Here is a 26,491-nt window from a genome sequence, read left to right on the forward strand (position 1 = left end):
CCACTTTCCTTGTGAATTAGATTGTACTTTATAGTTAAGTAAAGTAAATCTCAACGTAAAGAAATCCAATTATGTCGTTGTCTTAGAAGAATGTAACTACAATCATTGATACAAATAAGATTGTTAAATAATTTAGGGAATAAACAAACATTTGTACGGACCATTTGATGTCATCCTTCTTACGGAAGCCATAAAATCCTAAAACGATCCATCCGATGTTAAGCAATGTTGCAAGTACCATAAATGTTATCCCAAGTCCACTCATATAAAATGGTAGTGGTAATAAACATACTGTCCAAATCATAATTTGGCGTTTCGTAATTTCAAATCCATGAACTACAGGAAGCATTGGAATTCCTGCATTTCGATATTCATCAACACGTTTCATCGCTAACGCAAGGAAATGTGGGATTTGCCAAATAAACATAATTAAAAATAACATCCAAGCAATTGGATGGCCTAAAGATGGATCAATTGCTGCCCATCCAATTAAAGGTGGAACTGCTCCAGAAATACTACCTACAACAGTATTTAGCGTATACTTTCTCTTTGTCCATAAAGTATATAAGACAACATATGTGAAGGCACCAATAAATCCCATTAATACTGCCATCGGTGTTGTTAATAATAAGAATACAAATCCAAGTAGTAATATAACTAGTCCAAATGTAAGTGCAAAACCTGGTTTATACTTTCCTGTAACCGTTGGACGGGTTTTTGTTCTTTCCATTAACGGATCGATGTCTCGATCAATGTAGTTATTTAAACAACATACCCCTGCCATAATTAATCCGGAACCAACGATTGTAAAAAATAGCTTATCCAGATTGTCCATCACACTTAATCCATTAAAGTGTAACGCCAACCAAAATCCTGTAAATACAGTAAGTGTATTTGAGTTTACAATCCCCATTTTAACGAGCGCTGATAAATCTTGTAACCGAGTTGTTTCGGGTACACTTGTTACAGCTGACTCATCATGCAGCTCACTTGTTGCATGGTTCATCACTTTAACCCCCTCTTAAAACTTTCATCTTTCTTTTTGCGCCTATTTCGAATGAAATAATTCGCTTCTATATAGCAATATTATTACAGTAGAAATATTGTTAACCCATTCTACTACTAATCTACGCCCATACTCCAATATATTAAATCATATTTCCCGAACATTTTGTGAAGAAAACATGAACTTTTTGTGTCGAATATAAAAAAGCTTACTTCTTACTTATCCTTATCATAACATGATGTTACTTTCTATAATAAACTATTTTGTCATATTTAACACGTATTCTCCCCATTTCTTTTCAAAATAGCCTATTTCCCTCCTAAAATTTCCCTTATAAATTCTATTTTCACACCCTTTTTCTCCCCTTTGTCTTCCCCCTCCATTTCTTTGCTATTTTATTATTTTTTATATATCATAGGAACTAGCGCGTTTTATTCTATACATAATGGAATGAAAATATTTCGCAATAACTTCATAGCAGAAAGATGGTGAAAGAGATTGCAACGCTTTATTAAATGGTTAGCAGTCATTACAAGTCTTGATTTATTAGTAGTATTATTAGGAGGCGCTTTAGTTACAAAAACAGGTTCTGGCCAAGGCTGCGGTAAATCATGGCCGCTTTGTAATGGTGAGTTAGTTCCATCTAATTTATCGATGGAAACTATTATTGAACTAAGTCACCGCCTTACATCAGGATCAGCAGGAATACTTGTCACTCTCCTTTGTATTTTATCCTGGAAGTATTATAAACATGTGCGCGAAACAAAAACGTTAGCAATTTTATCCTTCGTATTTTTAGTTGCACAAGCATTAATGGGAGCGGCAGCCGTTGTTTGGGGTCAAATGCCAGCTGTACTTGCTATCCATTTTGGTATTTCCTTAATTTCATTCGCTTCTGTTATTTTGTTAACGTGTCTTATTTTTGAAATTGATCAGAAATTTGATGCACGTTCACTTATTATGGATAAAAAAATGAAATTTCACATTTATGGTGTAACAATTTACAGTTATATCGTCGTCTACACAGGGGCTTTAGTACGTCACGAACGAGCTAGCTTAGCCTGTCCGGACTTTCCTTTATGTAGTAAAAATAGACCATGGCCGACTCAATTACATGAGTGGGTTCAAATGGGGCATAGAGCTGCAGCGATATTAATATTCCTTTGGATACTATACGCAATGATTATTGCTATTCGTCAATATAAGCAACAAAGCGTAGTATACTGGGGATGGATTATTTCCTTTATTCTTGTAACACTTCAAGCTATTGTTGGGATTTTAGTTGTATATACAAATGCTAGTTTAGCAATGGCATTATTACATTCCCTATTCATTTCTTGCTTGTTTGCTGTATTATGCTATTTAGTTATGTTAGGAACAAGAAGTAAAGTGAACGCAAAAGAATCCGAATCAACTTCTAAACAAACAAAATAATTTAAAACTGAAATCCCTTGCCGAATCGGCAAGGGATTTTTTGCAATAAAAAAAGAGCTGTATTTACACAGCTCTTTCCTTATTTTAGTGATCTAATTCAATAAGTAAATCACCCGTTTGAATTGCATCACCATCGTTAACATATACTTTCTTCACTTTACCATTGAACGGCGCTTGAACTGTCGTTTCCATTTTCATCGCTTCTGTAATTGCCATAGAATCGCCTTTTTTCACTTCATCGCCTTCTTTTACAACTACTTTAATAACCGTTCCTGGCATCGTTGCGCTAATATGGTTTGGATTTTCACGGTTTCCTTTCACACGTTGTGCAACTGTTGCTTTCACACTTTCGTCTTTCACAACAATCTCACGTGGTTGTCCGTTAAATTCTAAGTAAAGAATACGATTTCCATCCGGCTGAGGTTCTCCAATTGATACTAGTTTAACCATCAATGTTTTACCTTGCTCAATTTCCACATCAATTTCTTCACCAAGTCTCATACCATAGAAGAATGTCGGTGTATCAAGCACAGATACATTACCATACATCTCAGCAACTTTTTCGTAGTCCATAAATACTTTCGGATATAACGCGTACGCAACTACATCAAAAATCGTTACTTCGCGTCCAAGTTTATGGAATAACTCTTCTTTTAAAGCATCAAAATCTACTGGCTCTAACAATTCACCCGGTCTTACTGTTAACGGCTCTTTCCCTTTTAAAATAATCTTTTGTAATTCTTTCGGAAAACCACCGTACGGTTGACCTAAATCACCAGAGAACATTTCAACAACAGATCCTGGGAAATCCAAAGCATGTCCACGCTCTAAAATATCTTGTTCTGTCAAATGGTTTTGAACCATAAATAATGCCATATCACCAACAACTTTTGAAGATGGCGTTACTTTTACAATGTCTCCAAACATGTCATTCACACGACGGTACATTACTTTCACTTCATCGAAGCGATCTCCTAAACCAACCGCCTTTGCTTGTTGCTGAAGATTACTATACTGCCCACCCGGCATTTCGTGCATATATACCTCTGTGTGAGGTGCATTCATACCACTTTCAAACGGTGCATAGTATTTGCGTACATCTTCCCAGTAATGAGATAGTTTTTCTAATGAATCTATATTAACATCTGGTTGTCTTTCATTTCCGCCTAATGCGTAGTATAGTGTGTTCGCACTTGGTTGTGACGTTTGACCTGCCATTGAACTCACCGCTACATCGACAATATCAACACCCGCTTCAATTGCCTTCGTATACGTTAATATACCGTTTCCGCTCGTATCATGTGTGTGCAAGTGAATCGGAATCGATATTGTCTCTTTTAATGCAGAAACTAAATCGTATGCAGCATTAGGTTTTAATAAACCTGCCATATCTTTAATACCTAATATATGAGCACCTGATGCTTCTAATTCTTTCGCCAAGTTTTTATAATAATTCAAATCATATTTACTACGTAACGGATCATGAATATCTCCTGTATAACACATTGTCGCTTCTGCAATTTTGCCAGTATCTCGTACAGCATCAATCGCAACTCTCATACCTTCTACCCAGTTTAAACTATCAAAAATTCGGAATACATCAATGCCAGCTTGAGCAGAACATTCCACAAATTTTTGAATTAAATTATCTGGATAGTTTTTGTAACCAACTGCGTTTGAAGAGCGAAGTAACATTTGGAATAAAACATTCGGCATTTTTTCACGAAGATCTAGTAATCGTTCCCATGGATCTTCTTTTAAGAAACGATACGCAACATCGAACGTTGCACCGCCCCACATTTCCGCTGAGAATAAGTTCGGTAACATTCTCGCTGTCGGCTCTGCAATTTGATGTAAATCTTTTGTACGAATACGAGTTGCAAGTAGTGACTGATGCGCATCACGGAATGTTGTATCAGTTAAAAGTACACGTTTTTGATCTTGAACCCACTTTACTAATCCATCCGCTCCACGCTCATCCAAAATTTGTTTTGTTCCATTTTGTATCGGCTCTGAGTGTACTACATTTGGTATACGAGCATCCGGGAAAATTGGTTTCTCTTTTTTCCCTACTCCCGGGAAACCATTTACTGTTACTGAACCAATGTAATTTAACATTTTCGTTCCGCGGTCTTTACGTTTCGGGAATAAGAACAGTTCAGGTGACGCGTCAATAAACGACGTATCATATTCTCCTGATAAGAAGTTTTTATGTTTTACTACATTCTCTAGGAATGGAATATTTGTTTTAATACCACGAATACGGAATTCTTTTAAGTTACGTTCCATTTTTGCAGCAGCTTGTTCAAAAGTAAGAGCCCAAGTCGTAACTTTTACAAGTAAAGAATCGTAGTACGGTGTAATAACTGCACCTTGGAAACTATTACCTGTATCAAGACGAACACCAAAGCCACCGCCTGATCGGTACGCCATAATTTTTCCTGTATCCGGCATAAAATTATTTAGTGGGTCCTCAGTCGTTACACGAGATTGGATTGCAAATCCGTGCACAACCACTTCTTCTTGCTTCGGAACACCTACCATTTTACTATGTAATGCATGTCCATCAGCTATTAAAATTTGCGATTGAACGATATCCACTCCTGTAATCATCTCTGTAATCGTATGTTCAACTTGAACACGTGGGTTTACTTCTATGAAGTAAAACTCATCACCTTTTACAAGAAATTCTACCGTTCCTGCGTTTAAATAGTTTACATTTTTCGTTAACTTCACAGCAGCTTCACAAATACGTTGACGCAAATCATCTGAAAGCGAAACGCTTGGTGCGATTTCGACAACTTTTTGATGGCGACGTTGCACAGAACAGTCACGCTCGAATAAGTGAACAACATTGCCTTCTTCATCTGCTAAAATTTGTACTTCTATATGTTTAGGTTTTTCAACGAATTTTTCAACGTATACTTCATCATTACCAAAGGCTGCTTTTGCTTCTGATTTCGCGCGATTATACGATTCTCTTAATTCTTCACTAGCTCGTACTATACGCATACCTCGACCGCCACCACCAAGGGACGCTTTAATAATAATCGGGTAATCGTACTTTTCAGCAAACTCTTCGACTTCTTCTATTGAATCTATTGGGCCATCACTACCAGGAATAACCGGAATTTGTGCTAGCTGCGCTTGTGTTCTTGCTTTCACTTTATCTCCAAACATATCTAAATGCTCACTTTTCGGACCAATAAAGATAATTCCTTCTTCTTCACAACGTTTTGCGAATTGGATATTTTCTGACAAGAAACCATATCCAGGGTGGATTGCATCTACATGATTGCTTTTCGCAATCTCAATAATGCCCTCAATATCTAGATAAGCATCAATTGGCTTTTTCCCTTCCCCAACTAAATAGGACTCATCGGCTTTATAGCGATGATAAGAACCGCTATCCTCTTTAGAATAGATTGCAACTGTTTTTAATCCAAGTTCCGAACAAGCTCGAAACACACGAATTGCAATCTCTCCACGGTTAGCTACCAATACTTTTTGAATACGTTGCAGCTTTGTCATGATTTTCCCCCTCTACTTTCCTACCACTCTAGAGATAAAATATATACACACCATAAAAAGCGTGAAGTTCTTCACTTTCCACATTATATTATACTTAGAAAGTTTCACTTTATTTTTATCCATCATACCTTATTTTTTAACAAATGATAAGTTTTCTGTGCAATTTGTTTCACAAAAATAGTATAGCATACCTCTTCCTTTTCGAACAACCTAATTGTATATCACATTTGTTTTAATGTGATATATCTTTTGGATATAAAAACAATTAATATATCACATTTGAAATTACTTTAAATAAAAAAACACATTGTGCTCTACAGCGCAATGTGTTTTTATTTTACAACTACAAGATGCGGTCCACCCTGTTCTCTTTCTTTAACTAACTCATTTTGTTGTTTTTCTTGTCTTTTCACATGACTAGCAATATTCAATAATATCCCCATCGCAAGTAGATTAGCTAACAAGGAACTTCCGCCGTAACTAACAAAAGGTAACGGTACCCCAGTAAGCGGTATTAATCCAGACATACCACCGACATTGATAAACGTTTGAACTCCAAACAAACTTGCAATTCCGATGGCTATTAAACTTCCAAATGGATCTGTACACTTTTGCGCCACTCTAAATGAGCGAATGATAATTAACAATAAACAGATTAAAATGATAGCTACACCTATAAAGCCTAGTTCTTCAGATATAATCGCCATAATAAAATCCGTTTGGGGCTCTGGTAAGTATCCATACTTTTGCACACTATTCCCTAACCCTCTACCATTTAACCCACCTGAAGCAATTCCAATAAATGAATTTACCAATTGGAATCCATCATTTTGAGGATCGTTAAACGGATCCAGAAAAACTGAAAATCGCGCTTTTTGGTATGAACTTAATTTATAATTCCCAATAAAATACAACATTGGGACCCATACTACAGACGTTAATAAGAATCTTTTTATCCATAAATTAACACTAACTCCTGAACAAAGAAACATGATTCCTACCGTTCCCGCAATTAACATATCGGTACCTAAGTCATTTTGCTTTAAAATTAAAAACATGATTAAACCAATACCTAAAAGTACCGGTCCCGATCCTTTGAAAACAGACGTATTTGTTTCTTGCCTTTTCGCAAAAAAATGAGCCAATACGAGAATAACTGTTATCTTTACAAATTCCGCAGGCTGTATTCCAAATATCCATCCATTTGCACCATTTACTTTCTTAGTGAAAAAGGCTGCTGCCGCTAATAAGGCAACACTAGCACCGTAACTTCCCAATAAGAAAATTCGTTTTCTCCACACTTTATATGGGATAATAGCCATAATTATTAATACCATTGTCCCAGCAGCTAAAGTAAGTAATTGTCTTTTAAAAAAGAAATTTGCTGGTTTATCAAACCGCGAAATCGCAACAATGGAACTAGAACTATATACCATTATGACTCCCAGCACACATAAAATAACAAGAGGAAGTAATAATGAATAATCCATTGATTTCCATATTCTTTTCATTTCATTTCCTCTCTCTGTTTCAAATTAATTATTGTTGTATTCCATATGTATATACGTTCTTCCTGCTTTATTATACAAATAAAAAGCTCAAACTGTTTTAGTTTGAGCCCCCTTATTTGAACCCGTTATTGTTGTTTGTTTGTAAATGCTTCATGAAGTGCAGATAACTCACGTTCGAGCTCTCCTAACATTGCTTTCCCTTGCTCTTCTGCAATAAGACCAAGGCGAACCGCAAAATCGACCTCGCGGGATAGTCCAAACATTTGTGTGTCTAAAACTTCTTCATATAATGGACATTGCGGCATTGTAAGATGGTCCATTTGCACCTTAATAAGTCTTAAAATCTTCTCTGCATCCGCTTGTAGAAGGGCTAGTGCCTTTTCCTGATGATTTGAAACTGTCTCAGACGCCAAATTGATTCCCTCCGTTTCCGTCCTACTCTCTCATATCTATTAATATTAGCGATAGTTTTAATAAATTGCAATAGAAACATTTTTTGTGACAACAGTGTCTAATACTATTATACTGAAAAGTGGGAGTATAACACAAATGGGGGAACAACAATGAGCGAAATTTTATTTATTAATGGAAAAGTACGTTTTCCAATCACTATTGATCCAACTGTTTGGATTTTTGACGATCGAAAAGTAGATTTGACAACTTACTTTGATGAAACTAGAGAAAACACGTCTGAACTAGAAGCTTACTTAAAGAACACTTCAGAACATTGGGATCGTGAAATCCGTGATGGTGCTGCCTTCCCGCCAATACAACAAAGTGTAAAGAAATATAAAAAAGAACAGCTGATTACTGGGACATTTGGTATACCATTTCATCCATTTCTTGCTAACGCCGAAATTTTAGAGGACGCTATGCAAGTTGAAATTGAAACAGTAGATACTACCATTACACTACCATTAGAAACGGTCAACAAGGCCATTCTTGGTTTTTCAAAAGAAGGAAAACCATTAAAAGAGGACGGACCTGTACATCTATATTTCAATGATGGATCTAATAGACAAAATCCAATCCGTAACATCCGTAAATTCACAATTATTTAACGAGTATACTAAAAAAGGAGTGAGCTGAAGCTCACTCCTTTTTATAATAAATCCGCTGCTAGTTGAGCTAAATTCGAGCGCTCCCCTTTAACAAACTTTACATGACCACTAATACGTTGCTCTTTAAATTTCTCGACAACGTATGTTAAACCGTTATTATATTCATCTAAATATGGATGATCGATTTGCTGAGGATCTCCCATTAATACAATCTTACTTTTCTCTCCTACTCTCGTTAATATCGTCTTCACTTCATGCTTCGTTAAATTTTGTGCCTCATCAATAATAATGAATTGGTCTGGAATACTTCTGCCACGTATATAAGTAAGAGCCTCTACTTCAATCGAACCCATTCCAGCTAAAATAGCATCTAATTCCCCTGGCTTTTTCGTATTAAATAAATACTCTAGATTATCAAAAATCGGCTGCATCCATGGTCTTAACTTTTCTTCTTTTTCTCCTGGTAAATAACCGATATCTTTTCCGACTGGAACAATTGGTCTTGCAACAAGTAATTTTTTATATAACCCTAAATCTTCCGTTTGCATTAATCCCGAAGCTAACGCAAGTAACGTTTTTCCTGTACCAGCTTTCCCCGTTAACGTTACAAGCGGAATATCTTCGCGAAGCAACAATTCTAATCCCATTATTTGCTGCACGTTTCGTGGTCGTATCCCCCACACTTGCTCATTGTGAAAAATAAGTTTCTTCACCTTCTTACCTAAGTGATCTACAATGCCAAGTGCAGAACTAGAACCCCCAAGTGCATCCTTCATTACCACAAACTGATTTGGATAAAAAGGATGATTTGCAATTTCAGATAAAGGTAATTCACCTTTTTCATAAAAATAATCCAATTGTTCTTTTGATATATACCCTTCTAAAAACCCTGAATATATATTATCTACTTCAATTACGCGATCACTTAAATAATCTTCAGCCTTCAATCCAATTGCATCAGCTTTTACCCTTACGAGCACGTCTTTACTTACTAAAATAACAGACTTCCCGTCCTCTTTTTCTTGTTCTTCTAAAGATAGATTTTTTGCTACTGCTAAAATTCGATTATCATTTGTTTTTTCTACAAAAATATCTTGTAGTTGAACAAATGAACGATGATTTAATTCAATACGAAATGTACCGCCGTTTTCTAGCGGAATACTTTCATGCAGCTTTCCTATTTCACGAAATTTATCTATTAACTTAGATACATAACGAGCATTTCGTCCTACTTCGTCCATATAACGTTTCTTCGAATCAACCTCTTCTAATACAACTGCCGGAATCACTACTTCATTGGTTTCAAATGAAAAAATAGATAAAGGATCCTGCAAAAGTACATTCGTATCTAACACATAAATTTTATCCAACCTGTTACCCCCTGACTCCACTTTTAAATTTGTAGAACAAGGGTTTCATCCATAAAATATGGACGAACCATTGTTATAATTATATGTACCGTATAAACGAGGTAGAATCGAAAATTATAGCAATTAAACCTTTTCTTTATTTTTTATTCATTTCTATTCAATATATTACTTTTAATTTTAATTATTAACGTTAAACCACAATAACTGATTCCAAAAGTTAATGAACAATTTTCTTATTCATCTCACTTATAATTCTTTTATCCCTACCAACACTTGGTTATCCAGTTTTTTTGCTGCCCGAAGATCGTATGTTTTTTCATATTTTGGTTCAATTGCAAGTTTTGCTCCATAAAACATAACATCACGTACTTCTTGCACACTTACTTCTATTACAGCTAATTTTAGAGGAATGCCTTCCATTCTATCTGTCAAAATTTCACCTGCACCACTTATGGAAAATACGGATCCATTCGCCATTATAGTCAATACCACTCCCGGATTGCGCCTTATATTTTCCACAATACGTGAACGTTGATCTACCGCAAATCGAATACTAGTTTCACTCACTGCATACACCCAAGAAATAGCACTTACGTTAGGAACTTGTTTTTCGAAATCTGTTGTTGCTACCATAACAATACATTCTTTACGGAACGTTTGTACTAAATCATCTGTTAATGTAGGCTCTACTACATTCGCCATATTTCCACCTCCAAATATACTTAATATATCCTTATCATAACTTATTTTTCGAATTGCGAAAATATTATTTTTTCCTCCTATTATTCAAAAACATCATACTTCCATGATATACTTATACCGATAGAATTCGTATTGAGGTGACGAAATGAGAGTCAAATGTATGATCTGTGATAAAAAAGATATGTTAGATGACGAAAATCCTACGGCAAAAAAACTGCGTAATCGCCCTATTCATACATATATGTGCATGGAATGTTCGGAACGAATTGCAGAGCGTACGATGGAACGTCATGCAAGTGGTAATTTCCGATTATACCGTGATAAAAAAGTTGAAGACGATTGGTAAAATATAAATAAGTCCTTAATCATATCGATAAGGACTTATTTATATTTTTCAGGTTCACGATTCATCTGATCCAAAAAACAATCAATAGCTTCTAATGGAAATCTCACAGATTTTCTTTCCCCATCAATTTCATATGTAATCAAATACATTTCCTCATTCTTTTTAACTTCCACATCCCTTAATTTATGTTCTTCATATATCATATTTTGAAATAACAAATACGTTTCTTTCGCAGCACTATCATCGGGGCGTGCTTCCGCAACTGTTTTAATCGTTAACCAATTATATAGTGCATCTTGTACTGAACGCATGTCATTAATTCCCCCTCATCCTACTTTTTCTTGTTTTGCTTGACGTAAGCGCAATCTATAAATTCCTAGTACAATTGCTGCTACAACAAGCCCCTCCCCAACAGGTAAAAATACAGCAAAAAAGGTTAACACTGTACATCCAATTGCTAAAGAAATATATATCACGATATTTTTTAGTACAGATAATTTTCTAGCAAATCCTAAATTATAAACGAGAGCACTTAATATAATAATCGTTCCATAAAGTAACCACATTCCTAACTCTGGATTTTCATCCACCTTACATAATTTAGCAAAAAAAGACATCCTTTCTAACACACTCTTCCCCCCTAGCTATAAAAACAAGTTTTCTTTATACACTTAATACAAGAGTAACTCGCAAAAAAAATACTGTCCACAAAAAAGAATAAATATTCTAAAAATAAATAAAAACAAAAAAACAACTACCTTTTGGAAAGGTAGTTGTTTTTTTGTTTTTACGCTTCTACAGATTTCTTTTTCTTAGCAGCTCTTTCGCGCTCGCTCTTATCAAGAATCTTTTTACGTAGACGGATTGATTCCGGAGTCACTTCACAGAACTCGTCATCGTTTAAGTACTCTAATGACTCTTCTAAAGTCATTAAGCGTGGTTTTTTCATTGTTGAAGTTTGGTCTTTCGTTGCAGAACGAATGTTAGTTTGTTGTTTCATTTTTACAACGTTAACTGTTAAATCATTTTCACGTGTATGTTCTCCAACAATCATACCAGCATATACTTCTGTACCTGGTTCAACGAAGATTACACCGCGATCTTCAACTTGCATAATACCGTATTGTGATGCTTTTCCTGTTTCAAGTGAAACTAGAACACCTTGACGACGTCCACCTACTTGTCCAGCGTGTACTGGTTGGTAGCAATCGAATGTATGGTTTAAAATACCGTAACCACGAGTTAATGTTAAGAATTCTGTTGTGTAACCAATTAAACCACGTGCTGGAACCATGAAAGTAAGGCGAACTTGACCGTTTCCGTTATTCACCATATCTAACATTTCACCTTTACGTGCACCCATTGATTCCATAATAGAACCAGTGTATTCTTCAGGCACATCGATTTGTACGCGCTCTACAGGCTCACATCTTACGCCATCAACATCTTTAATAATTACTTCAGGTTTAGATACTTGTAGTTCATAACCTTCACGACGCATGTTTTCAATTAGGATAGATAAATGTAACTCACCACGTCCTGATACGATCCACGCATCAGGAGAATCTGTATTATCTACACGTAAACTTACATCTGTTTCTAATTGTGAACGAAGACGCTCTTCAATTTTACGAGATGTAATGTATTTACCTTCACGACCTGCAAATGGGCTGTTATTTACAAGGAATGTCATTTGTAGTGTTGGCTCATCAATACGTAATAATGGTAAAGCCTCTTCATGCTCAACTGGGCATACTGTTTCACCAACGTTAATGTCTTCCATACCTGAAACAGCTACTAAATCTCCAGCTTTTGCTTCTTCAATTTCTTGACGTTTTAATCCAATGTAACCAAATAATTTCGTTACACGGAATTGTTTTACACTTCCGTCAACCTTCATTAATGCAACTTGTTGTCCTACTTTCATAGTACCGCGGAATACGCGTCCAACTCCGATACGACCAACGTAGTCATTGTAATCAAGAAGTGCTACTTGGAATTGAAGTGGCTCTTCACTGTTATCCACTGGTGCTGGAATATGTTCAATAATTGTGTCAAACAATGATTTCATATTCTCTTCTTGATTTGCTGGATTTGAATCTAAGCTTGCTGTTCCGTTCATTGCTGATGCAAATACAACTGGGAACTCTAATTGATCTTCGTTTGCACCAAGCTCGATGAATAAGTCAACAACTTCATCAACTACTTCGTCAGGGCGAGCAAAGTCACGGTCAATTTTGTTTACAACTACGATTGGTGTTAAGTTTTGCTCAAGAGCTTTCTTTAAAACAAATCGTGTTTGTGGCATACAACCTTCATATGCATCAACAACAAGTAGAACACCATCAACCATTTTCATGATACGTTCTACTTCTCCACCGAAGTCCGCATGACCAGGTGTATCTAAAATGTTAATTCTTTTATCTTCATAGTGAATCGCAGTATTTTTCGCTAAAATTGTAATACCGCGTTCTCTTTCTAGATCATTTGAGTCCATTGCGCGTTCTTCAATATGTTCATTCGCACGGAACGTCCCCGCTTGACGTAATAACTGGTCAACAAGTGTTGTTTTACCATGGTCAACGTGGGCAATAATTGCTATATTTCGTAAATCTTGTCGTTTTTTCAACATGTCCAACTCCTAATGTCTTTTTAATCCTTCTCTATTATAAGAGCGAAGGGGATACAATGGCAATCAAAATAAAATCAAGAATGAAAATATAGTTGTATTCTTACTTTTGTGAAAGTAAAATGAGATTGGAGGGTGAAGAAATGGAACACATTCAATATCGCTTTTTATTAACTGCAATTATCGGTGTTATTTTCTTAATCGGTATCGGCATTATGGTTGCTGAAAATAGTCCCATTGGTATTATTATTTGCATTATCGGCACATTTGTTACAGTTGGATATGGTTTTGTAACAAAAAGAAAAATGCGTAAATCGCAATAATGTTAAAAAGTAAGAAGCTTGTATATAGCCTCTTACTTTTTTTGTTACTGCGATATAAATGATAATACTTCCTCATATACTCCCGGTTTTGCAACTAATACACTGCTTTTCTCTATAATAGACAGCGGAGCTCCGGAGAATGTTGTCACCTTTCCTCCAACTTCCTCAACTATGATCTGCCCCCCACCAAAATCCCATGGTGATAATCTCGGCGTTACATATGCATCTATTCTTCCCGTTGCAACGTATACCATTTCTAATGCTGCACAGCCATATGATCTCGTACCCCTTGCTTTCTTAACAAGTGCCATCATACTTTCCATATTAAGCAATGGATTGTCGGTAAGCCATATCGCATTTAAAGCTATAATACCATTCTCTACTGTTCCTTTTTCCAATAGAGGAATTGGCGTATCATTACAAAACGCTCCAACTCCCTTTACCGCATGATATAATTCATCATGAACAGGATCATAAATAAGACCAATTTTTCCGATACCGTTCTCATAAATTCCAATTGAAATTGCGAAATTTCTTTTTTGATGTACAAAATTCATTGTACCATCAATTGGATCAATTAACCAAACAACCCCGTCAGAAGAAGTTATCTCATCTCCATAGCCTTCTTCTCCTAAAATATTATGGGTTGGGAATGTTTCTTTAATTTTCCCAATTAAATACTGTTCTATTTCCCGGTCCATGTTTGTTACTAAATCAGCTGCATTTGATTTCATTTCTATAATAAGTGCTTGTTTCAGTGATGCCATTAAACGCTCTCCTGCATCTCGAATCCACCGTTTGGCGTGTGCATCGATATCTTTCCATACCTCTTGCATGTTTAAACACTCCGATCTATACTGTTCACAGAAAAAACGAACCCTTTATAAGGTTCGCACCAACTAATTTTTTATACATATACTATTATTACGCTTCTAAACGAATCATTTCAAGTCTCAACACTTCTAATTTTTGTACGCACTCTTCTTTTTTCTGTTTGTCATCCTCCATCATTGCATCATATAAAGTTGCTAATTCATAATCTAACTCCAAACGTAGCACCGGTATTCTCTTTTCAGCATCTGTTCTCTTTAACGCATTAATCACCTGTCTCATATTATTTGCCTCCTCCCAATATTCGTCTGCCCTCGGACTAGAATTAATTAAATTTTCTGATTTTTTGTTTTATACTATACTATGTTGGATAAATCATCTATGCAACAAAATTATATTTTTTTATTTAAATTTTTTTGTGCTGTTTTTTTTATGAATAGTACAAGCTATGCTAAAATAAAAACAAAATAGGAGTTGGAGGAACAATCATGACACTACAAACATTCAAATCAACTGATTTTGATGTCTTTACAGTTGATGGTCTCGAAGAACGAATGAGTGCAATTAAAACGAACATTCATCCTAAGCTAGAAGCTTTAGGGGAACAGTTTGCAGAGTATTTATCCAAACAAACTGATGAGAACTTTTTTTATCATGTTGCAAAACATGCACGCCGCAAAGTCAATCCACCAAACGATACTTGGGTTGCTTTTTCAACAAATAAACGAGGATATAAAATGCTACCACATTTTCAAATTGGTTTATGGGGTACTCACGCCTTCATATACTTTGGTTTAATCTATGAGTGTCCACAAAAAGTGGAGACGGCTCACGCCTTCTTAGAACATTTAAATGATTTAAAAACAAATATTCCAAATGACTTCGTTTGGTCCATTGACCATACTAAACCAAGTGTAAAATTGCATAAAACGCTTGAAACAGAAGACTTACAAAAGATGATTGGACGTTTAGCTACTGTGAAAAAAGCAGAACTATTAGTTGGTATTCATATATCACCAGAGGAGTTTTCAGCAATGACCAACGAACAATTCCTTGCTAAGATTGAATCTACGATGCAATCACTCCTTCCTTTATATGCACTTTGTAATCGATAGTAGAAAACGGACAATTTATATTGTCCGTTTTTAGTTGTTATCACATTATATCACTTCAGTTTTTATTTTTCAAAATATTTTTACATTTTTACAAGCTTTTGTTCTTCGACTTCTTTCGCCCTTTGAATAGTACGATATATAGAATATCCACTTACTTCTTGAAACTCTTTATCAATTTTCTTTTCTTCTGCTTTTGATGGAACAATCTCTTTAAAACGACGATATAATCCCATTAATTCTTCTCTTCTAATTCCTTTTTCATATGCCTTCTCAATTGCTTCATAAAACTTCACAATGGCAACCATTTCTTCATTTGACCAATCGTAATCTAACGGATATTGATATTCCATTTTGCACCTCATTTATCATTTCTACGTGTTTCATTATGCTATCTTAAAGAGAATTTTTTATTCTTCATTATAGCTACTCTGCATTATACACTATTTATTCATTTTAATGGAATTGTCTTCCTCTATGAGTTGACTTGGAAATAACTATTACACATACTCACCATAAAAATATTTTTTTATATACATCTATAATTATTGGTGATATAATGCTTTTGTTTTATAGAAAATAAAGTGTGACTACCATCCAAAAGGATTTTGTGAATGGCAGGAAAACAAGTCTCGTTTTAAAAGTTAATTACCTTACTTTCCTTTTAGAATGAGATGAAATCATATAAAACAAATTCTAATAAATATTACAAAAAAGAAGGGGTGTATAGATTGTCCCAATACGAAACACCATTGTTTACCGCTTTAGTTGAGCACAGTAAGCGAAATCCAATCCAATTCCATATTCCTGGTCATAAAAAAGGACAGGGCATGGATCCTGAATTTCGCGAATTTATTGGGCATAACGCATTAGCAATTGATTTAATTAATATTGCGCCACTCGATGATTTACATCATCCAAAGGGTATGATTAAAGAAGCACAGGATTTAGCTGCTGCTGCATTTGGTGCAGATCATACTTTCTTTTCTATTCAAGGTACAAGTGGCGCTATTATGACAATGGTGATGAGCGTTTGCGGTCCTGGCGACAAAATCCTAGTACCACGAAACGTGCATAAATCAGTAATGTCAGCTATTATTTTCTCAGGTGCAAAACCTATTTTCATGCATCCTGAAATCGACCCAAAACTTGGTATTTCTCATGGAATTACAATTAAATCTGTCAAAAAAGCACTTGAAGAACACTCAGATGCCAAAGGCTTACTTGTTATTAATCCAACCTACTTTGGCTTTGCTGCAGACTTAGAACAGATTGTACAATTAGCACATTCGTACGATATCCCTGTACTAGTCGATGAGGCTCATGGTGTTCATATTCATTTTCACGATGAATTACCGATGTCAGCGATGCAAGCTGGTGCAGATATGGCAGCAACAAGTGTTCACAAATTAGGAGGCTCTTTAACTCAAAGTTCTATTCTTAATGTGAAAGAAGGTCTTGTGAACGTAAAACATGTTCAATCTATTATTAGCATGCTTACGACTACATCAACTTCTTACATCTTATTAGCATCTCTTGATGTTGCAAGAAAACGTCTTGCTACAGAAGGAACAGCGCTCATAGAACAAACAATACAATTAGCTGAACATGTTCGTGATGCTATAAATGCTATTGAGCACCTTTACTGTCCTGGAAAAGAAATGTTAGGTACAGACGCTACTTTTAACTATGATCCTACAAAGATAATTGTGTCTGTGAAAGATTTAGGTATTACCGGCCATCAGGCTGAAGTATGGCTTAGAGAGCAATATAACATTGAAGTAGAACTCTCCGATTTATACAACATACTATGTCTTATCACTTTTGGAGATACAGAAAGCGATACAAATACGCTTATTGCAGCATTACAAGATTTAGCGGAAACATTTAGAAATAGGGCAGATAAAGGTGTTCAAGTACAAGTAGAAATTCCAGAAATACCGGTGCTAGCACTTTCTCCACGAGATGCTTTTTATTCAGAAACAGAAGTCATTCCATTTGAAAATGCGGCAGGTCGTATTATAGCTGATTTTGTTATGGTTTATCCACCAGGGATTCCAATCTTTACTCCGGGGGAAATTATTACACAAGATAACTTAGAGTATATTCGTAAAAATTTAGAAGCAGGTTTACCTGTACAAGGTCCTGAAGATATGACATTACAAACATTACGTGTTATTAAAGAGTACAAGCCTATCAGTTGATAGGCTTTTCTTTCACCTTTTTTCCCTTTCTTCATACGCTACTAAAGAATGTAACGTATAGGTGGGGATACCATTATGATTGTAATAGGTCGTTCTATTGTACACCCTTATATCACAAATGAATATGAGCCATTTGCAGCTGAGAAGCAACAAATTTTATCCATAATGGCAGGAAATCAAGAAGTTTATTCCTTCCGAACTGCTGACGAACTCAGCTTTGATTTAAATTTGCGAGTTAATATTATTATTTCTGCATTAGAACTTTTTCAAAGTGGATTTCAGTTTCGTACGTTTCAACAATCCTTTTGCAACCCTCAGTTTTGGAAAAGAACATCTTTAGGGGGATTCCAACTACTTCCAAATATACCACCTTCTATTGCCATACAAGATATTTTCAAAAACGGGAAACTATATGGGACTGAATGCGCAACCGCTATGATAATTATTTTTTACAAAGCTTTACTATCATTGTATGAGGAAGAAACCTTCAATCGCCTCTTTGCAAATCTTTTACTTTATACTTGGGACTACGATCAAGATTTAAAACTCATAACAAAAACAGGTGGCGACCTTGTTCCTGGCGATCTCGTTTACTTTAAAAACCCACAAGTGAATCCAGCTACGATTGAGTGGCAAGGAGAAAACACAATCTATCTAGGAAATTTCTTTTTTTACGGACATGGCGTAGGTGTAAAAACAAAAGAAGAAATTATCTACTCATTAAATGAACGACGCGTCCCTTACGCTTTTATTTCAGCTTTTTTGACCGATACTATTACTCGTATTGATAGCCGTATAATGAGTCAATACGCCTCTCCAAACACACCACAAACAGCCATAGGGTTTATTCCGATTAGAGATGATGCAATCGTTGCTACAGTTGGCCATACAACTACAATTTATTAAAAAAAGCGCCTACACATGTAGGCGCTTTTTTTAATAATTAAGCTTTTGTATGTTCTTTATGGTCACATTCGCAATGAGATCCACATTTCCCATATAATACTGTTGATTTTTCATCTTCAAAATGTGCGATTGTTCCTTCACATACTTGGCATACGATTGTTCCCATTTTTCATTTCCCCCTGATTTTTAATAGTAATCTACTTATTTATCATTAAGCTTTCGCATTATCTCTATTAGCACAATCACAATTTGTACCACATTTCCCGTAAAGTACTGTCGTTTTCTCATCTTCAAAATGTGCGATTGTTCCTTCGCATACTTGACATACGATTGTTCCCATTTTTCATTTCCCCCTAAGTTTATGGTCCTAAAAACTTTCAGTTGTCCATGTCCTATCAATTATTGGGCTTTTGTATGCTCTGTGTGATCACATCCGCAAGATCCACATTTCCCGTAAAGTACCGTTACTTTCTCATCCTCGAAGTGTGCAATTGTACCTTCACAATCTTGACATACGATTGTTCCCATTTTTCATTTCCCCCTAAGTTTATAATCCCAAAAACTTTTGTAACCGCTTAACTTTCTGTCTTTATTTTAATATGTTATACTTTTTACGTCAATAGGTTTTTAGTATAACACATTAAATATTTTAATTTTAAATTAGTATGCGATATTAACATAAAAAAACAGCCATATTTATACGTACGACTGTTTCAAATTAATTATTCTTCATATTCTGCATGCAATGAAGTAGATGGAACGAGAAATTTAAAAAACTGAGCTAACTCCGCTGCTTCCTCTTGAGATCCTAACTTGAAAATTTCCTGCATATATTGCACATTCTCTACATCATCTTGTCCCAGTAAAGTAGACCTTCCCGTTTGCATACAAACAATGAGTGGCTTTCCAAAAAACATATTTGTATAAACAATCCCAAAGTCATAACGAGTATCATGTGTCATAAATCCTAAAAATCGTACCTTCACACTTTCATGCTCATCATACAATTTTTCAAACATTGGTTTCCACCTCTCTACATCACCTTTCCTACTCATACATATATTAAACAAAAAAAGCAATACTCCTTTTAATTGTCAAAAAATTCAGTAGGTTGTAGAATGATATTATTCTACTAAGCTAGGGGGAACTTATATGCAACATGCCTTTATTACGCTTGTACCTAAATCCAATCAACACTCTGTTTCAACAGATGATATAAAACAACTTTTTCAGTACTATAAAACAGTTACTTCCCAAACCGGAGTTCAAATTAATTACGCTTATACAAATACCGCTTTTCCTTATGAAATTTTAGATACATCAGCAACAACATTAAAGCTTCAATCCAGTCATGATCGATATGACTCAATTTATGTCGGTGTTGGAATAGAAAATGAACAATCTTTCATTCAAATTTCTTTACCCTCTAATGCAACATTTGGTGATAAAGGGAAAGCAAATGAATTTTGCCGTTTTCTAGCGAAGAAATTAGAAGGAGAATTACAATTATTTAATGGAAGGATAATGTATTTCTATAAACGTTAGTTTAAAAACAAAAATAAACGATTAGAAAAATCATACTATTCGTGCAAGTGAGAAGCATTGCTTTTCTCCTTGCACTTAGTATGACATACGCTATCACATACGCTAAATAAAAGAATATGAGAAAAAGAAAAATTTTATAATGAAGTTTATCACGACTTGACAATAATAACACTGCTGAAAATCCACTCCATAAAACTAGATGTAAAAATGAAACTAGCGTAATTTTCATAGCGTTACCTCCTATTTCTTCTATTATATTGTGCAGCCCATCCCTCTCCTTATTTTAAAAACAAACTTCTACGTGTATAAAATATTTGAAGCTTCTACTTACTCTATGATTTATCTTCTACCATTTATGTAAGCTCTTAATTATTTTATATGCCAAAACTTCCTCGTTTTTTACGTTACATTCTCTTTCTTTCCTTACAATATAGATTATTCCATTAGTAGCGTGGTATAATTCCTTTGGATTAACTATAGAAAGGAATCAATGATACATGGTATTTAGTAACCTATTTTTTTTATGTCTTTTTTTACCTGCAATTCTTCTAGTGTACTATTCAGTACGTAAAGAATTACAAAACATCGTTCTTTTGTTATTTAGTTTATTATTTTATGCCTGGGGAGAGCCTATATATGTCTTCCTTATGCTTTTTTCTATTTTCATTAACTATTGGTTCGGGTTATGGCTTAATACAGGACAAATATCTAATACAAATAGAAAACTCATTCTTACTATAGCAATCGTCGTCAATATTGCTATACTAGGATATTTTAAATATGCTAATTTCTTAGTAGATAATATAAACGGGATTTTTCATACAAACATTGTACTCGAAAAAATCCCATTACCAATCGGGATTTCATTTTTCACTTTCCATGCAATGAGTTATATTATTGATATTTACAAAAGAAAAGTAGAGGCTCAGCGAAATCTGTTTGATTTGGCGCTATACTTTACTATTTTCCCTCAATTAGTTGCGGGACCAATTGTTCGGTATAACACAATAGCTCATCAATTACATGTTAGAACCGTTAATGCTGATATGTTTTCAGAAGGCATTCGTCGTTTTATCCTTGGATTAGGAAAAAAAGTTTTGATTGCAAATCAATTGGGAGCTATTGCCGATGAAATATTTGCAATGGACCCAGCAACAATGAGCGTATCTACTGCTTGGATTGGTGCGATCGCTTATACATTACAAATTTATTTCGATTTTTCAGGCTACAGTGATATGGCCATTGGATTAGGAAAAATGTTCGGGTTTGATTTCTTAGAAAACTTCAATTATCCGTATATATCAAAATCGATTTCTGAATTTTGGCGTCGCTGGCATATTTCCCTTGGTTCATGGTTCCGTGATTATGTCTATATCCCACTAGGTGGCAATCGAGTATCTAGCTGGAAAATCTATCGTAATCTCTTTATAGTATGGGCGCTAACAGGTTTTTGGCATGGGGCTAGTTGGACATTTATGATTTGGGGTATCTATTACGGATGTTTAATTGCTTTGGAAAAATCCGGTTTTGAGAAAATCTTGCAAAAATTATGGTGGCCAATTCAACATGTATACGTGCTGTTTTTAGTGATTATCGGTTGGGTTTTCTTCAGAGCTGACAACTTTAGCTACTGTTCTAAATTTTTACAAGCAATGTTCGGATTAAATGGATCGTTGACTGACATTACTAGTTATTTCTATGTGATGAATTATTGGGGAATCTTTATACTTGCAATAGTGACATCAGCTCCAATTTTCTCTTGGATCAAGACTCTATTTGTAAATAAAAAGATAGTACTTTTATCTCCACTTTACTATTTGAGTGTTTTAATCATTACTATGATGTACTTAACGAATGCAACTTACAATCCATTTATTTACTTCCGCTTCTAAAGGAGGGCTAACTATGAAAAATTTAACTAATCGTATATTAATCACTGGATTTCTCGCTATTATTTTCGGGATGTGTATATGGACAGCCAAAATAATATATTGGGATAAAAAAAGTTTTTCTGATTTTGAAAACAGAGAATTAGCTTTAGATCCAGTCCTAACTATGGATACTATAAAATCCGGAAAATATTTCAAAGATACTGAATTACACTTTACAGATCATATTGCCGCACGAGATAAATTTATTGAAACTTACACAAAGTTGCAATTAAAATTCAATCGCACTTTTGTAAATAATAATTTCGTCGCAGATGACGGTTTCATTTTGTCTGCACCTACAAATATTGATATGCGTGATCAAATAAAGCAATCTGTAAGTGAACTAGACAACTTAAGAAATCAATTTACAAAAACAGAATTTTATTTCCTGTTAGCTCCAAGTAAACTAACGACATTTTCGTATAAGTACCCACCATATGTAGATCGTGGGTATGATCAAAAACATCGTGATTATTTTGTACAAGAATTACAGAAAATAAATTTTCCATTTATTGATGTTCTACCTGCTATTCAAAAAGAATTTACTCACGAACAATTAGAAGAACTATACTTTAAAACGGATCACCATTGGAATATGAAAGGTGCGTTTTATGCATACGAACAAACAATGAATTACATTGCTAATCACTCTAAAGTATTTACAGGAACTGTTGTTAATCGAGATGATTATAAAACCACTATAGAAGAACCTAATGGGCAATTTATCGGTAGTTGGAATAGACAATTATACAAATTAATAAAAACACCTGAAACAATTCCATATGTACAATTAAAAGAAAACCCAAATGTGTGGGATAATTATACTGTCTATCTCGGTCCAAAATCAGAAGAAACAAGTAAAATACCGATGAAAGAATTCTTTGCAGTGAACAAAAAGAAGCTTTCACCAGACTATGCATCGGTTTATCAAACAGACTATTCACAGATTAACATCTTAAATCCAAATGCAAAAAGTAAATTGCATGCTGTCATTATTAAAGATTCTTATGCAGATGCAACTTATCCTTTATTCGCACAAGAATTCGAACAAACAACTTTTATTGATCCACGATTTGGGGCAAGTAAAAATATTAAACAAGATCTTGAAAAACTAAATGCTGATATCGTCTTATTTCTTTATAATGACACTAGTACAAGTAAACAAATGTATCAATTTGAAAATAAAGAATAAAAAACAAGAGGTGAATCATTCCGATTCACCTCTTGTTTTTCTATTCATATAACACATACATAAAAAAACGTCTTCTAAATTTAGAAGACGTTTTTTTATTATTTTACAATGTGAATTGGCATTCCAAGAGCAACTTCAGCTGCTTCCATTGTGATTTCACCTAATGTTGGGTGAGCGTGGATTGTTTGAGCGATATCTTCAGCTGTCATTCCAGCTTCGATAGCTAAACCAATCTCAGAGATAATATCAGAAGCACCTGCGCCTGCAACTTGAGCACCTACAAGAAGACCATCTTCTTTACGTGTTACAAGTTGTAGGAAACCGTCAGTGCTGTTTAATGATAACGCACGACCGTTTGCAGCGAATGGGAACTTAGATACAGTTACAGTCATTCCTGCTTCTTCAGCTTGTTTCTTAGTGTAACCAACAGATGCTAATTCTGGATCAGTGAAGCATACTGCAGGAATTCCGATGTAATCGATAGCTGATGCATGGCCACTAATTGCTTCAACAGCTACTTTACCTTCGTAAGAAGCTTTGTGAGCTAATGGTGGTCCAGGAACGATATCACCGATTGCATAGATGTTTGGTACGTTTGTACGGCATTGCTCATCGATTTCGATGATACCGCGGTCAGTCATTTTAACTCCAACTTGCTCAAGACCGATTTCTTGAGTGTTTGGACGACGACCTACAGTTACTAATACGTAATCTGCTTCTACAGTTTGGATTTCACCTTTAACTTCGAAGCTAACTTTTACGCCAGTTTCTGTTTCTTCAACGCCTTTAGCCATAGCTTTTGTATGGATATTTACGTTACCTTTCTTTTGAAGAGCACGTTTAACAACAGAGCTCATTGCTTTTTCAAAACCAGCTAAGATTTCGTCGCCAGCTTCTACTACAGTAACTTCTGTACCGAAGTTAGCATATGCAGTACCTAATTCCATACCGATGTAACCGCCGCCGATTACAACAAGTTTTTTAGGAATTTCAGGTAAGCTTAAAGCACCTGTAGAGTTGATAACACGTTTAGAGTATTTGAATCCAGGAATTTCGATTGGTGTAGAACCAGTTGCAAGAACAGCATTTTTAAACGTATACGTTTGAGCTGCATCTTCAGTCATTACGCGTAATGTGTTAGCATCTACGAAGTAAGCTTCACCGCGAATGATTTCAACTTTATTACCTTTAAGAAGGCCTTCAACACCGCCAGTTAATTTCTTAACTACGCCGTTTTTCCATTCTTGAACTTTTGTAAAGTCAACTTTTACGTTCTCTGCAGTGATACCCATGTCATCAGAATGCATTGCATTCTCATAACGATGACCTGCATTGATTAACGCTTTTGAAGGAATACATCCAACGTTTAAGCATACGCCACCAAGGTTAGCTTTTTCAATGATTGCTACCTTTTGACCTAATTGTGCTGCACGAATTGCCGCAACGTATCCACCAGGACCTGCACCAACAACGACTGTATCTAATTCAATTGGGAAATCTCCTACTACCATTGTTATTACGCCTCCATTACTAATAATTGTGGGTCATTCAATAGACGTTTAATTTGGTTTAATGCTTTTTGAGCAGTTGCGCCGTCAATTAAACGATGGTCAAAGCTTAGAGATAATGCTAATACTGGAGCTGCAACGATCTCACCATTTTTCACAACTGGCTTCTCAGCGATACGGCCGATACCAAGGATTGCTACTTCTGGGTGATTGATAACTGGAGTGAACCATTGTCCACCTGCAGAACCAATGTTTGTAATTGTGCAAGAAGCACCTTTCATTTCAGTTGGAGCTAAACGACCTTCACGTGCTTTACCAGCAAGATCATTGATCTCGTTAGAAATAGTGAAGATAGACTTGCGATCTGTATCTTTAACAACTGGTACTAATAGACCTTTGTCTGTATCAGCTGCGATACCGATGTTGAAGTAATGTTTGTGAACTACTTCTTGAGATGCATCGTCTAAAGAAGTGTTTAACATTGGGTATTCACGTAATGCAGATGTTAAAGCTTTAACAACGTACGGAAGGTAAGTTAATTTAATACCTTTGTCAGCTGCAACAGCTTTGAACTTCTTACGGTGAGCAACAAGCTCAGTTACATCAACTTCATCCATTAATGTTACGTGAGGAGCTGTATGCTTAGAGTTAACCATTGCTTTCGCAATCGCTTTACGGATACCACTCATTTTCTCACGAGTTTCTGGATATTCACCAGCTGGGATTGGTTGTGCTTTTGGTGCTTCTTCTTTCGCTGCTGCTGGAGTAGCTTCTACTGCTGCTGGAGCCTCAGTTGCTGCTACAGTTTGTCCACCATTTGCAAATGCATCGATGTCAGCTTTCACAACGCGACCGTTCTTACCAGATCCAGCTACTTTATGAATATCTACACCTTTTTCACGAGCATATTTACGAACAGATGGCATAGCGATAACGCGCTCATTTACTACTTCTGCAGTTGCTGCTGGAGTAGCTTCCGCTGCTGGAGCTTCTACTGCTGCTTCTTCAGCTTTTGGAGCTTCATCATGATCGTCACCTTTAAATTTAAGGTTTTCGTATCCAGGAGCATCAAATTTAATTAATGTATCTCCTACAATTGCAACTGTTCCTTCTTCTACAAGTACTTCAAGTACTTTACCTTTAACAGGAGAAGGGATTTCTACTACTGCTTTATCATTTTGTACTTCAAGAAGTACATCGTCTTCATTTACTTCATCGCCTGGTTTAATAAACCATTTTACGATTTCACCTTCGTGGATACCTTCACCGATATCTGGTAGTTTAAATTCAAATGCCACGGAATTCAGCCCCCTGATTCATTTCATTATTATGGAATATGTACAAAAGAA

29 protein-coding genes are annotated in these 26,491 nt (G+C 35.4%); 10 read left to right on the forward strand and 19 right to left on the reverse strand.

Annotation, left to right across the window (positions count from 1 at the left end; all coding sequences use genetic code 11):
* Window positions 1-82: 82 nt before the first annotated feature.
* Window positions 83-1,006: a protoheme IX farnesyltransferase gene (gene ctaB / locus ACUN26_RS16300; RefSeq protein ID WP_001015063.1), complete on the reverse strand. Its 924-nt coding sequence runs from the start codon at window positions 1,004-1,006 to the stop codon at window positions 83-85.
* Window positions 1,007-1,504: 498 nt separating this feature from the next.
* On the opposite strand from ctaB, the gene ctaA reads away from it, so the two are divergent.
* The gene (gene ctaA, locus ACUN26_RS16305; RefSeq protein WP_001188753.1) at window positions 1,505-2,440 is read left to right on the forward strand and encodes a heme A synthase; all 936 of its coding nucleotides are present in this window, start codon (window positions 1,505-1,507) and stop codon (window positions 2,438-2,440) included.
* A gap of 84 nt (window positions 2,441-2,524) precedes the next feature.
* Here the strand turns inward: ctaA and pyc are convergent, their stop codons facing one another.
* From pyc to ACUN26_RS16320, 3 genes are all read right to left on the reverse strand, one after another.
* The gene (pyc, locus tag ACUN26_RS16310; protein WP_000164045.1) at window positions 2,525-5,971 is read right to left on the reverse strand and encodes a pyruvate carboxylase; all 3,447 of its coding nucleotides are present in this window, start codon (window positions 5,969-5,971) and stop codon (window positions 2,525-2,527) included.
* A 332-nt stretch (window positions 5,972-6,303) separates the two neighbouring features.
* Window positions 6,304-7,482 carry an FtsW/RodA/SpoVE family cell cycle protein gene (locus ACUN26_RS16315; RefSeq protein ID WP_000822961.1) on the reverse strand — a complete coding sequence of 393 codons (1,179 nt, stop codon included), beginning with the start codon at window positions 7,480-7,482 and terminating at the stop codon, window positions 6,304-6,306.
* A 125-nt stretch (window positions 7,483-7,607) separates the two neighbouring features.
* Complete coding sequence (locus ACUN26_RS16320; RefSeq protein WP_000135695.1) at window positions 7,608-7,895, reverse strand: YlaN family protein; 288 nt, start codon at window positions 7,893-7,895, stop codon at window positions 7,608-7,610.
* Between the two features lie 150 nt (window positions 7,896-8,045).
* Between ACUN26_RS16320 and ACUN26_RS16325 the strand changes: the two genes are divergently transcribed.
* Complete coding sequence (locus tag ACUN26_RS16325) at window positions 8,046-8,543, forward strand: hypothetical protein (protein WP_001289791.1); 498 nt, start codon at window positions 8,046-8,048, stop codon at window positions 8,541-8,543.
* 41 nt (window positions 8,544-8,584) lie between these two features.
* On the opposite strand, the gene ACUN26_RS16330 is transcribed toward ACUN26_RS16325, so the two are convergent.
* Window positions 8,585-9,913, reverse strand: coding sequence for a PhoH family protein (locus ACUN26_RS16330; RefSeq protein WP_000358079.1), 1,329 nt, complete (start codon window positions 9,911-9,913; stop codon window positions 8,585-8,587).
* Window positions 9,914-10,159: 246 nt separating this feature from the next.
* Entirely contained in the window at window positions 10,160-10,615 is a 456-nt protein-coding gene (locus ACUN26_RS16335) for a pyridoxamine 5'-phosphate oxidase family protein (RefSeq protein WP_000024575.1), read from the reverse strand.
* 145 nt (window positions 10,616-10,760) lie between these two features.
* Here ACUN26_RS16335 and ACUN26_RS16340 point away from each other — a divergent pair, with 145 nt between their 5' ends.
* Window positions 10,761-10,961, forward strand: a complete 201-nt coding sequence (locus tag ACUN26_RS16340; protein ID WP_002093346.1) for a YlaI family protein — start codon at window positions 10,761-10,763, stop codon at window positions 10,959-10,961.
* 35 nt (window positions 10,962-10,996) lie between these two features.
* Here the strand turns inward: ACUN26_RS16340 and ACUN26_RS16345 are convergent, their stop codons facing one another.
* The 3 genes from ACUN26_RS16345 to typA form a co-directional block, all read right to left on the reverse strand.
* Window positions 10,997-11,272 (reverse strand): hypothetical protein, encoded by a 276-nt coding sequence (locus ACUN26_RS16345; protein ID WP_001258146.1) that lies wholly within the window; start codon window positions 11,270-11,272, stop codon window positions 10,997-10,999.
* Window positions 11,273-11,287: 15 nt separating this feature from the next.
* Complete coding sequence (locus ACUN26_RS16350; RefSeq protein ID WP_000893661.1) at window positions 11,288-11,590, reverse strand: YlaH-like family protein; 303 nt, start codon at window positions 11,588-11,590, stop codon at window positions 11,288-11,290.
* Window positions 11,591-11,748: 158 nt separating this feature from the next.
* The gene (gene typA / locus ACUN26_RS16355; RefSeq protein ID WP_000914753.1) at window positions 11,749-13,593 is read right to left on the reverse strand and encodes a translational GTPase TypA; all 1,845 of its coding nucleotides are present in this window, start codon (window positions 13,591-13,593) and stop codon (window positions 11,749-11,751) included.
* A 140-nt stretch (window positions 13,594-13,733) separates the two neighbouring features.
* Here typA and ACUN26_RS16360 point away from each other — a divergent pair, with 140 nt between their 5' ends.
* A complete protein-coding gene (locus ACUN26_RS16360) occupies window positions 13,734-13,913 on the forward strand; it encodes a DUF5325 family protein (protein ID WP_000400129.1) in 180 nt (59 codons plus the stop codon).
* Between the two features lie 44 nt (window positions 13,914-13,957).
* Here ACUN26_RS16360 and ACUN26_RS16365 read toward each other — a convergent pair whose 3' ends face one another.
* Both ACUN26_RS16365 and ACUN26_RS16370 read right to left on the reverse strand, forming a co-directional pair.
* Window positions 13,958-14,749, reverse strand: coding sequence for an inositol monophosphatase family protein (locus ACUN26_RS16365; RefSeq protein WP_001158710.1), 792 nt, complete (start codon window positions 14,747-14,749; stop codon window positions 13,958-13,960).
* Window positions 14,750-14,837: 88 nt separating this feature from the next.
* Window positions 14,838-15,026, reverse strand: a complete 189-nt coding sequence (locus ACUN26_RS16370; protein ID WP_001250164.1) for a hypothetical protein — start codon at window positions 15,024-15,026, stop codon at window positions 14,838-14,840.
* Window positions 15,027-15,232: 206 nt separating this feature from the next.
* Here ACUN26_RS16370 and ACUN26_RS16375 point away from each other — a divergent pair, with 206 nt between their 5' ends.
* On the forward strand, window positions 15,233-15,859 hold the full coding sequence (locus ACUN26_RS16375) for a YktB family protein (protein WP_000175080.1): 627 nt from the start codon (window positions 15,233-15,235) through the stop codon (window positions 15,857-15,859).
* Between the two features lie 80 nt (window positions 15,860-15,939).
* On the opposite strand, the gene ACUN26_RS16380 is transcribed toward ACUN26_RS16375, so the two are convergent.
* The gene (locus ACUN26_RS16380; protein ID WP_000456544.1) at window positions 15,940-16,209 is read right to left on the reverse strand and encodes a UPF0223 family protein; all 270 of its coding nucleotides are present in this window, start codon (window positions 16,207-16,209) and stop codon (window positions 15,940-15,942) included.
* A gap of 378 nt (window positions 16,210-16,587) precedes the next feature.
* On the opposite strand from ACUN26_RS16380, the gene speA reads away from it, so the two are divergent.
* Complete coding sequence (speA, locus tag ACUN26_RS16385; protein ID WP_000084877.1) at window positions 16,588-18,060, forward strand: arginine decarboxylase; 1,473 nt, start codon at window positions 16,588-16,590, stop codon at window positions 18,058-18,060.
* Window positions 18,061-18,135: 75 nt separating this feature from the next.
* The gene (locus ACUN26_RS16390; RefSeq protein WP_000635336.1) at window positions 18,136-18,966 is read left to right on the forward strand and encodes a protein-glutamine gamma-glutamyltransferase; all 831 of its coding nucleotides are present in this window, start codon (window positions 18,136-18,138) and stop codon (window positions 18,964-18,966) included.
* Between the two features lie 37 nt (window positions 18,967-19,003).
* On the opposite strand, the gene ACUN26_RS16395 is transcribed toward ACUN26_RS16390, so the two are convergent.
* The 4 genes from ACUN26_RS16395 to ACUN26_RS16410 all read right to left on the reverse strand — a co-directional run bounded on the left by ACUN26_RS16395 (window position 19,004) and on the right by ACUN26_RS16410 (window position 19,985).
* The gene (locus ACUN26_RS16395; RefSeq protein ID WP_000536785.1) at window positions 19,004-19,132 is read right to left on the reverse strand and encodes a GapA-binding peptide SR1P; all 129 of its coding nucleotides are present in this window, start codon (window positions 19,130-19,132) and stop codon (window positions 19,004-19,006) included.
* Window positions 19,133-19,177: 45 nt separating this feature from the next.
* Window positions 19,178-19,306: a GapA-binding peptide SR1P gene (locus ACUN26_RS16400; RefSeq protein WP_000536788.1), complete on the reverse strand. Its 129-nt coding sequence runs from the start codon at window positions 19,304-19,306 to the stop codon at window positions 19,178-19,180.
* Window positions 19,307-19,365: 59 nt separating this feature from the next.
* Window positions 19,366-19,494, reverse strand: coding sequence for a GapA-binding peptide SR1P (locus tag ACUN26_RS16405; RefSeq protein WP_000536778.1), 129 nt, complete (start codon window positions 19,492-19,494; stop codon window positions 19,366-19,368).
* A 194-nt stretch (window positions 19,495-19,688) separates the two neighbouring features.
* Window positions 19,689-19,985, reverse strand: coding sequence for a DUF3055 domain-containing protein (locus ACUN26_RS16410; protein WP_000462031.1), 297 nt, complete (start codon window positions 19,983-19,985; stop codon window positions 19,689-19,691).
* A gap of 133 nt (window positions 19,986-20,118) precedes the next feature.
* On the opposite strand from ACUN26_RS16410, the gene ACUN26_RS16415 reads away from it, so the two are divergent.
* Window positions 20,119-20,511 carry a DUF1885 family protein gene (locus tag ACUN26_RS16415; protein WP_001163290.1) on the forward strand — a complete coding sequence of 131 codons (393 nt, stop codon included), beginning with the start codon at window positions 20,119-20,121 and terminating at the stop codon, window positions 20,509-20,511.
* A gap of 1 nt (window position 20,512) precedes the next feature.
* On the opposite strand, the gene ACUN26_RS16420 is transcribed toward ACUN26_RS16415, so the two are convergent.
* Complete coding sequence (locus ACUN26_RS16420) at window positions 20,513-20,740, reverse strand: hypothetical protein (RefSeq protein WP_000705227.1); 228 nt, start codon at window positions 20,738-20,740, stop codon at window positions 20,513-20,515.
* 268 nt (window positions 20,741-21,008) lie between these two features.
* Here ACUN26_RS16420 and ACUN26_RS16425 point away from each other — a divergent pair, with 268 nt between their 5' ends.
* Entirely contained in the window at window positions 21,009-22,403 is a 1,395-nt protein-coding gene (locus tag ACUN26_RS16425; RefSeq protein ID WP_000232074.1) for an MBOAT family O-acyltransferase, read from the forward strand.
* A 13-nt stretch (window positions 22,404-22,416) separates the two neighbouring features.
* Complete coding sequence (locus ACUN26_RS16430; protein ID WP_000793840.1) at window positions 22,417-23,634, forward strand: DHHW family protein; 1,218 nt, start codon at window positions 22,417-22,419, stop codon at window positions 23,632-23,634.
* A gap of 98 nt (window positions 23,635-23,732) precedes the next feature.
* On the opposite strand, the gene lpdA is transcribed toward ACUN26_RS16430, so the two are convergent.
* Both lpdA and pdhC read right to left on the reverse strand, forming a co-directional pair.
* Window positions 23,733-25,145, reverse strand: coding sequence for a dihydrolipoyl dehydrogenase (gene lpdA, locus ACUN26_RS16435; RefSeq protein WP_000260104.1), 1,413 nt, complete (start codon window positions 25,143-25,145; stop codon window positions 23,733-23,735).
* Window positions 25,146-25,150: 5 nt separating this feature from the next.
* On the reverse strand, window positions 25,151-26,440 hold the full coding sequence (gene pdhC / locus ACUN26_RS16440) for a pyruvate dehydrogenase complex dihydrolipoyllysine-residue acetyltransferase (RefSeq protein ID WP_000863414.1): 1,290 nt from the start codon (window positions 26,438-26,440) through the stop codon (window positions 25,151-25,153).
* Between the last annotated feature and the right edge of the window lie 51 nt (window positions 26,441-26,491).

It is taken from the genome of Bacillus sp. WC2503 (assembly GCF_052682895.1).